Source organism: Pseudomonas sp. C2B4 (assembly GCF_013359695.1).
Taxonomy (GTDB): domain Bacteria; phylum Pseudomonadota; class Gammaproteobacteria; order Pseudomonadales; family Pseudomonadaceae; genus Aquipseudomonas.
Map to the genome: position 1 here is coordinate 36,533 of NZ_JABFMU010000053.1, position 7,839 is coordinate 44,371.

The 7,839-nt window shown below is 61.8% G+C and carries 9 protein-coding genes; 5 read left to right on the plus strand and 4 right to left on the minus strand.

From position 1 onward, the window contains the following. Window positions 1-3: 3 nt before the first annotated feature. Window positions 4-1,314: an ATP-binding protein gene (locus HNQ83_RS25020; RefSeq protein WP_175391434.1), complete on the minus strand. Its 1,311-nt coding sequence runs from the start codon at window positions 1,312-1,314 to the stop codon at window positions 4-6. Continuing rightward, window positions 1,311-2,051: a response regulator gene (locus HNQ83_RS25025; protein WP_175391435.1), complete on the minus strand. Its 741-nt coding sequence runs from the start codon at window positions 2,049-2,051 to the stop codon at window positions 1,311-1,313. The genes HNQ83_RS25020 and HNQ83_RS25025 overlap by 4 nt, the downstream gene beginning before the upstream one ends. A gap of 307 nt (window positions 2,052-2,358) precedes the next feature. Between HNQ83_RS25025 and HNQ83_RS25030 the strand changes: the two genes are divergently transcribed. From HNQ83_RS25030 to HNQ83_RS25040, 3 genes are all read left to right on the plus strand, one after another. Next, entirely contained in the window at window positions 2,359-2,622 is a 264-nt protein-coding gene (locus tag HNQ83_RS25030; RefSeq protein ID WP_175391436.1) for a DUF2790 domain-containing protein, read from the plus strand. A gap of 48 nt (window positions 2,623-2,670) precedes the next feature. Continuing rightward, complete coding sequence (locus HNQ83_RS25035; RefSeq protein WP_175391437.1) at window positions 2,671-2,883, plus strand: hypothetical protein; 213 nt, start codon at window positions 2,671-2,673, stop codon at window positions 2,881-2,883. Window positions 2,884-3,032: 149 nt separating this feature from the next. Further along, entirely contained in the window at window positions 3,033-4,259 is a 1,227-nt protein-coding gene (locus tag HNQ83_RS25040) for a cytochrome c biogenesis protein DipZ (protein ID WP_175391438.1), read from the plus strand. 61 nt (window positions 4,260-4,320) lie between these two features. On the opposite strand, the gene HNQ83_RS25045 is transcribed toward HNQ83_RS25040, so the two are convergent. Then, window positions 4,321-5,286 (minus strand): AraC family transcriptional regulator, encoded by a 966-nt coding sequence (locus HNQ83_RS25045; RefSeq protein ID WP_175391439.1) that lies wholly within the window; start codon window positions 5,284-5,286, stop codon window positions 4,321-4,323. A gap of 190 nt (window positions 5,287-5,476) precedes the next feature. Between HNQ83_RS25045 and HNQ83_RS25050 the strand changes: the two genes are divergently transcribed. Both HNQ83_RS25050 and HNQ83_RS25055 read left to right on the plus strand, forming a co-directional pair. Further along, window positions 5,477-5,746: a DUF4242 domain-containing protein gene (locus tag HNQ83_RS25050; protein ID WP_150771377.1), complete on the plus strand. Its 270-nt coding sequence runs from the start codon at window positions 5,477-5,479 to the stop codon at window positions 5,744-5,746. Window positions 5,747-5,783: 37 nt separating this feature from the next. Next, on the plus strand, window positions 5,784-6,596 hold the full coding sequence (locus tag HNQ83_RS25055) for a class I SAM-dependent methyltransferase (protein ID WP_175391440.1): 813 nt from the start codon (window positions 5,784-5,786) through the stop codon (window positions 6,594-6,596). Between the two features lie 139 nt (window positions 6,597-6,735). On the opposite strand, the gene HNQ83_RS25060 is transcribed toward HNQ83_RS25055, so the two are convergent. Beyond that, window positions 6,736-7,662, minus strand: coding sequence for a universal stress protein (locus tag HNQ83_RS25060; protein ID WP_175391441.1), 927 nt, complete (start codon window positions 7,660-7,662; stop codon window positions 6,736-6,738). Window positions 7,663-7,839 lie beyond the last annotated feature (177 nt).

A 7,839-nucleotide genomic window follows, 5' to 3' on the forward strand; every position in this document is an offset into this window, starting at 1 on the left:
CTTTTATCCCTGCAACTTGAGCTCGGCGCACAAGCCGCCGCCTTCACGATTGCTCAAGGTCAGCGATCCCCCGAGCGCCAACGCCAGTTGTTGCGCAATCGCCAGGCCCAGGCCGGTGCCGCCGGTGCTGCGGTTACGCGAATTCTCCACGCGGTAGAACGGTTCCATGACCTGGGCCAGTTCCGCTTCGGCGATGCCCGGCCCACGGTCCATGACCTTCACCGACACACTGCCATCGGCTTGCTTTTCCACCACCAACTCCGCTGCGCCAGCGAACTTGAGGGCGTTGTCCGTCAGGTTCACCAGCACCCGGCGCAAGGCATGGGGACGAGTGTCGATCACGCTGGCGCTTTTGCCGCTCAGTTGAACGTCCTTGCCCACGTCCTGGTAGTCGAACACCAGGCTGTCGAGGAACGAATCCAGATCGGTGCGACGACTTTCTTCGGTGGCGCCATGGACGCTGCGGGCATAGGCCACGCCTTCGCGTACCAGGTGTTCCATCTCGCTCAGGTCGTTCCACAGTTTGTCTTTTTCCACGCAATCGTCCATGAACTCGGCGCGCAGTTTCATTCGGGTGATCGGTGTCTGCAGATCGTGGGAGATCGCCGCCAGCAGTTGCATGCGCTCCTTGAGGTAGGCGGCGATGCGCGCCTGCATGGCGTTGAAGGCCTTGGCCGCATGGGCCACTTCGGTCGGGCCTTTTTCGTCCAGCAGCACCGGGTGGGTGTTGGGGTCGAGGGTGTCCACGGCTTCGGCGAGGCGGGTAAGAGGGCGGATGGCGATGCGCACGGCCAGCCAGGTGCAGGCGATCATCAGGGCCAATTGGCCAAGCAATACAAAGGGCAGCCAGGGCGACAGGGGCTGCATCGAAGGCCGCACGTCGATGGTCACCGGGCTGCCGTCCGCCAGTTTCAGGTGGACCTGGAAGCGTTTCTGCGGGCCGGGAATGTCGGTCACGGTCATCGGGTACTCCATCCCGATGGCGTCCTTGATCGAGGTCACGGCGATGGGCGCCTCGGGCATGTCCATGTCCATGGAGGTGCCGGGCGAGCCGTCATCGAGCAAATAGCGGTAATTGCGCCGATCCAGTTGTTTCAGCCAGCCGGCGCGTTCTTCGGCCGGCAAGCGGTCAAGGATGGCGATGGAGGTCGACACGTCGGTTTCGAGGTTGCCGAGCATGGTGTTTTTCGCGCTTTCGTAGCGCTCGTAATACTGGGCGCCGAAGGACAGCGCCTGGGCGAGGATCAGGCCGATCAGGAAGATCAGCGACAGCCGTGAGGCCAGGGTCCGGGGCCAACGCATCGAGAGGTTCATGCGGGCGCCCCCACGATTTCCACCGGCAGGGAAAACACATAGCCCTCGCTGCGCACTGTCTTGATGTAGGCCGGTTCGCGGGCGTCGTCCAGCAAGCGCTGGCGCAGCCGGCTCACCAGCAGGTCGATGGAGCGATCGAACAGGTCGGCGTCGCGGCCCTGGGTCAGGTTGAGCAACTGGTCACGGTTGAGCACCCGTTGCGGGTGATCGAGGAACACGCGCAGCAAGCGGTATTCGGCGCCGCTGAGGGCAACCATGGTGCCGTCGGTGTCGAGCAGGTGCCGGGCAGAGGTGTCCAGGCGCCAGCGTCCGAAGGCCAGCAGGCGACTGGTTTCGGTCACCACCAGGTTCGGTGGCAGCATCCGCGTGCGGCGCAGCACGGCGTTGATGCGGGCCAGCAGTTCACGGGCGGCGAAGGGTTTGACCAGGTAATCGTCGGCCCCCATCTCAAGGCCGATGATGCGGTCGGTCTCGTCATTGCGAGCCGTGAGCATCAGCACCGGGGTAGCCTTGTGTTTGCCGGCGCGCAGCTCGCGGCAGAGCATCAGGCCATCGTCGCCCGGCATCATGATGTCCAGCACGATCAGGTCCACCGGGGTGGACTCGAGAAAGGTACGCATCTGCCGGCCATCCGCCACGACCGTGGTGCGCAGGCCGTTCTTCTTCAGATAGTTGCCCACCAGTTCCCGGATCTCGCGGTCATCGTCAACGATGAGAATGTGATCGACGTGTTCCATGGGGGGCTTGCCTCTATCAAGGGGGGATGTCGCGCAGTCTATCGAGCCTTGGCCCGCTCGCCTTCAGGCGTTTGTATTGGAGTGTATCTGGCTTGCCGAGGGATACACACGGACAAAAAAACCTGAATTTTCTGCCGGTTTGTATCGCTCTGTATCCCGACCCGGTTCAGATACGTACCGATTTACACGCGCCTTTTCCCGACACATACGGGATACCTCGCAAGCATTTAATAGGTTCCATCGAGGCAAACCCAAACCGCCTCGGCCCAAATCAACGATTTGACCTATCGAACCTTGAGGAACCGCCATGAACACCAAAGCCATCTACGCCGCTTGCCTGTTTGCTGCCCTGAACATCTGCACCTTTTCGGCCCGGGCCGAAGCCGACATGGGCGCTCAAACCTACACCTACGGCACGCAACTGGACATCAAGAAAGTGGTGTCGCTGAAACAGGACGCTTTCGGTTCCTGCGGAGTGGTCGATGCGCAACTGACCTACCTGGACTCGCACGACAAAACCCAGGTCCTGGACTACCGCAAGATTGCCGACAGCTGCAACGCGGACAACTGAGTCCTGCGATCACCCATTACTGATTCCATTTCAAGCGAGGAAAAAATCATGAACAACGTCAGCCGATTCCTGACCGCCATTGCCTTCTCCGTCGCCGGTGCCGCGGCCCACGCCAATGCCGCCGTCGAGCAGAACGCTTGCGGCAGCAGCACCTGCTTTCAACTGACGCCGGTGGCGAAGCAGGGGGCCGATGCCTTGCTGGCCGAGAACGGCTCCAGCCATACGCCCCAGGGCAAGTGGCTGGATGAGCAAACCGCGTGATACCCAAACACCACCGATCCACTGTGGGAGCGAGCCTGCTCGCGAAGGCTGAGTGTCAGTCGACATCGATGTGACAGTCAGACCGCTTTCGCGAGCAGGCTCGCTCCCACAAGGGTTGAATGCCTCCCGACAATTTCAAAGGTGACCCCATGTTTCTCATCGCTTTCCTGGGCGGCATATTGACCGTCCTCAGCCCGTGCATCCTGCCGGTGGTTCCGTTCCTGTTTGCCGGTGCCGACCGCAAGCGCTCATCGATCCTGCTGACCCTCGGCGGCATGGCCCTGACCTTTGCCCTGGTCTCCAGCCTGGCCGTGGTCAGCAGCGAATGGGTGATACAGGCCAGCAACGCCGGTCGCCATGTGGCCCTGATCGTGATGGTGCTGTTTGCCCTGTCGCTGATTTCCGCCCGGGTCGGTGACTGGCTGGCACGTCCGTTCGTGCTGCTGGGCAATCGCCTCGACCCGAACAGCCGCAAGGTGTCCGGTCCGCTGGGTTCGCTGATGATCGGCGTCGCCACCGGTCTGCTCTGGGCACCTTGCGCCGGGCCGATCCTCGGGGTGATCCTCACCAGCGCCATGCTGCAAGGCGCCAATGCCAACACCAGTCTGTTGCTGGTGGCCTACGGTCTGGGCAGCGCGTTGTCCCTGGGCGTCCTGATCTTCGCCGGTCGTGGCCTGGTCAATCGCCTGAAACCCTCGATTCCAGTGACCGGTTGGCTGCGTCGCGGTGCCGGTGTCGCGGTCCTCGCCGGTGCAGCGGTGATCGCCACTGGTGCCGACAACGTACTGCTGGCCAACACGTCTTCGGAAGGTATCGGCAAAGTCGAGAAAGGCGTGCTGGAAACCGTACCGAAAGTCGTCGACTACTTCGTCAGCAAGGTCAAGGCCGACTCCATGGACAACACCCAAGGCACCATGCCTTCGCTGTCCGGCGCGGTGGAATGGATCAACTCGCCGGCACTGACCAACGATTCGCTCAAGGGCAAAGTGGTGCTGGTGGACTTCTGGACCTTCGACTGCATCAACTGCAAACGCACGCTGCCGTACGTGAAGGACTGGGCGAAGAAATACGAGAAGGACGGTCTGGTGGTGATCGGCGTGCACACCCCTGAGTACGGGTTCGAACGCATCATCGACAATGTCAAGGACAAGGTGAAGGAATACGGCATCACCTACCCGGTGGCGATCGACAACAACTACGCAATCTGGCGCAACTTCGACAACCTGTACTGGCCTGCGCACTACCTGGTCGACGCCAAGGGGCAGGTACGTTTCACCCACTTCGGTGAAGGTCGCTACGATGATCAGGAGAAGATGATCCAGCAGTTGCTGCAAGAGGCCAAGGCTGACGCCAAGACCCCCGTTCCCGCTGCGTAAACCGCAACACCACACTCAATGTAGGAGCAGCCTTCGGCAGCTCCTACACAGTCCATGAAGCTCAATGCACCGACGCCGCCTGCGTCCGTCGCCACGCCGCCGGCGGCGATCCATACTCCCGCCGAAACGCCCGACTGAACGCCGTGTCAGTCTGGTAGCCCACTTCTTCGGCAATGCGGATCAAGGAACTGTTACTGCTGCGTAACAGGTTGGCCGCCAGCAACATGCGCCATTGCGTCAGATACTGCATGGGCGAGACGCCGACCAATTGCTGGAAGCGTTCGGCCAATACCGATCTGGAGGTCCCGGCCGTGCGCGCCAGTTCGTCCAGGGTCCAGGTGTGGCAGGGCTTTTTGTGCAAGGCGTTGAGGGCGGCACCGACGATCCGGTCACTGACGCCCGCCAGCCAGCCGGTGCGGCCCTTGCCCTGTTCGTGCATGTACAGGCGCAGCACTTCGATGAACAACACCTCGGCCAGTTTCGCCAGCACGCCTTCGCCGCCGGGTCTTGGCGAACGGGCTTCGGCCAGGGCGTAACGCACGGAAGACTCCAGCCAGATGCCGGCATTCGAGCCGCGCACATTGACCCGTACCACCGCCGGCAATCCCGTCAGCAACATGCCCGCCAACCGCGAATCGCAGGCCAGATAGCCGCACACCAGGCGCGTCACTGCGCCGCCACCGCCGTAGCTCAACTGCCGTGGCCGTCGCGCCAGGACCTTATCCAGGCGCCCGCCAGTGGCCGGGGGCACGCCGGGTTGCGAGCTCATGCGATGGGCATCGCCATGGGGGAAGACCACGACATCGCCAGCGGTCAGCAGCAGCGGCGGATCCTCTCCCAATTCAACGTAACACTCGCCCTCGGTGATCAGGTGGAAGATCACCACCCGTTCGGCGTTCGGCTCCAGAAACGGCGCGGCGGTATCGGCACTCGGCGACTGGTAGCACCAGGGCGCGGTGAACCTGGCGTTGATGAAAATGGCGCCGACCAGGCGTACGACGCGAAGGGTCTGTGACAGGGCGTCCATAGCGATTTCCCGTGCAAGGGACTGTGGGTCAAGAGCTGATTGTGAGCCTGTCGCCGCCCCGCATGAAATCTCCGGACGATCGGACAGGCCTGGCCGACGATCGGGCAGGACGCCGGCGCGCGCCAGAGCGATAGTTCGCCTACAGGGCCACTGCCGACCCTGTCATCAATAACAAAAATGAGAGGTTGCCATGCCTAAGTTCGTCATTGAACGCGAGATACCAGGTGCTGGAACACTGTCAGAAAGGGATTTGAAAGCAGCGTCGCAAAAGTCCTGCAGGACCTTGCGCGAGTTGCCGGAGGTGCAGTGGCTGCAGAGTTATGTCACCGGCGACAAGCTTTACTGCGTGTACATTGCGCCGAGCGAAGAGCTGATCAAGGAGCACGCCAGGCAGAGCGGTTTTCCAGCCAATCGCATTTCCCAAGTCACGTCCATCATCGATCCGACCACGGCAGAATAAGCCGGGCTGCGTTCCAACCCGCAACGGAGCGGAATTCATGAGTACACCCATTGATCTTACTGCCTTGAAGAACCGTCAAATGGCCGCCTGGGCCAGTGGCGACTACGCCGTGATCGGCACCACGTTGCAGATTGTCGGCGAGCAACTGGCCGAAGCCTGCGACCTGTTGTGCGATGAGCAAGTGCTCGACGTTGCTGCCGGCAACGGTAATGCCACATTGGCGGCTGCGCGCCGGGGCTGCCTGGTCACGTCCACCGACTACGTGGCCGCACTGCTCGAACGCGGCGAAGACCGGGCGAGGGCTGAACGTCTGAATGTCACGTTTCAAGTGGCCGATGCCGAAGCGTTGCCCTTTGACGACGCCAGTTTCGATGCCGTGCTCTCGACCTTCGGTGTGATGTTCACGCCGGATCAACCCAAGGCCGCCGCGGAACTGGCGCGAGTCTGTCGGCCGGGAGGCCGGATTGGCCTGGCCAACTGGACGCCGGAAGGTTTCGTCGGCCAGATGTTCAAGACCCTGGGCAAACACATGCCGCCGCCACCCGGCGCGCAACCACCCTCACAGTGGGGCACTGAAGCCTGGTTACACACGCACTTCGACGAGCGCAACTTCCTGGTCCAGGTGACGCGCAAGACCTTTACCTTCCGCTATCGCAACGCCGCGCACTTCATCGACACGTTCCGTAGCTGGTACGGCCCGGTGCACAAGGCGTTCGCGGCACTGCCGGCGGATGGAGCCAAGGCCCTGGAGAACGACATGACCGAACTGCTCAACCGCTCGAACCGGGCGGGGGACAGGTCGCTGGTGGTGCCGAGTGAGTACCTGGAGGTGGTGATCACAAGGCGCTGATCTGGCAACACATCAACCCCTTGAGGGAGCGAGCCTGCTCGCGAAGACGGAGTATCAGTCAGAGATGAGGTGACTGAGACACCGCCTTCGCGAGCAGGCTCGCTCCCTCAAGGGGGCTCTGTGTTCTGAAGAGGGTCAGTTATTCATCCAGCCGCTCGGTGTACACCACCCAGACACTGCACGGCATTTTGTACAGCAGGTGTTCCACCGTGCTCCCGATCAATCGCCCCAGGCCACGATGGCCGACGCGGCCCATAACGATCACGTCGACCTCATAGGCATCGGTGAAACGGGTCAGCACCCTCGCCGGGCTGCCCATGATCATGTGCCGCTGCCGTGCTGCGATGCCGTTGCGTTCGGCCAGTTCGTTGAAGGCTTCCAGCTGTGCGTCATACAGGGTCTTGTTCTTGGTCGAGGAGAAGAACGCCGATCCGTTATCGAAGCCGAACTCATCGGCGCTGATGGACGAAAGATCGTAGGCGTAGACCACATCGAGCTCGGCATTGCAGGCACTGGCCAGCTTCGAGGCTTCATGCAGGATGCGGTCGTTGAAGCTTCTGTAGTGGTCATCGCGGTGGAAGGGGTCCACGGCCGCGACGACCTTGCGTGGCAGTGCATTCACGGCATGGCTGACAAAGTGTAAAGGTACCGGACACTCACGCAGCAGGTGCACGTCCAGCGGGGTGAAGAGCAACCGTGACAGCCGCGACGGATGCTCCAGTGCCTTGATCAGCACGTCCATCGGCTGTTCCTTGAGGTGGATCAGGATTTCCTCCAGCGGGTTTTCCACCCAGGCCACCTCGGTGGTGACATGCACCCCGATCTTGCGCAAGGGCCGGGCCTGGTCCTCGAGCCACTGGCGGTGGCGCTCGACGTAGCCCAGGCGCATCTGTTCCAGCACCGTTTCGTTGACCATGCCGGCCGTGGCCAGGCCTTCCAGATAATCGAACGCCACGATGTGCAGCGCCGCGTCTTCAGCCTTGGCCAACGCCGCCGCCCGGTCGAAGGCAGGGCTGTGCTCCATCAGCGGCGAAGTCACCAGCATGAAGCGTGCTTGCTCGGACATGACAAACCTCCCGTGAGCGTTCGGCCTGACTTTAATCGTTAAGTATTGACCATGATTGGCGGCTATCGGGGCCGGTTGTCGGAGGTGACTCGTTGTACACAAAACAAATGTGGGAGCGAGCCTGCTCGCGAAAGCGGTGTATCAGTCAGAGATGATGTGACTGAGACACCGCTTTCG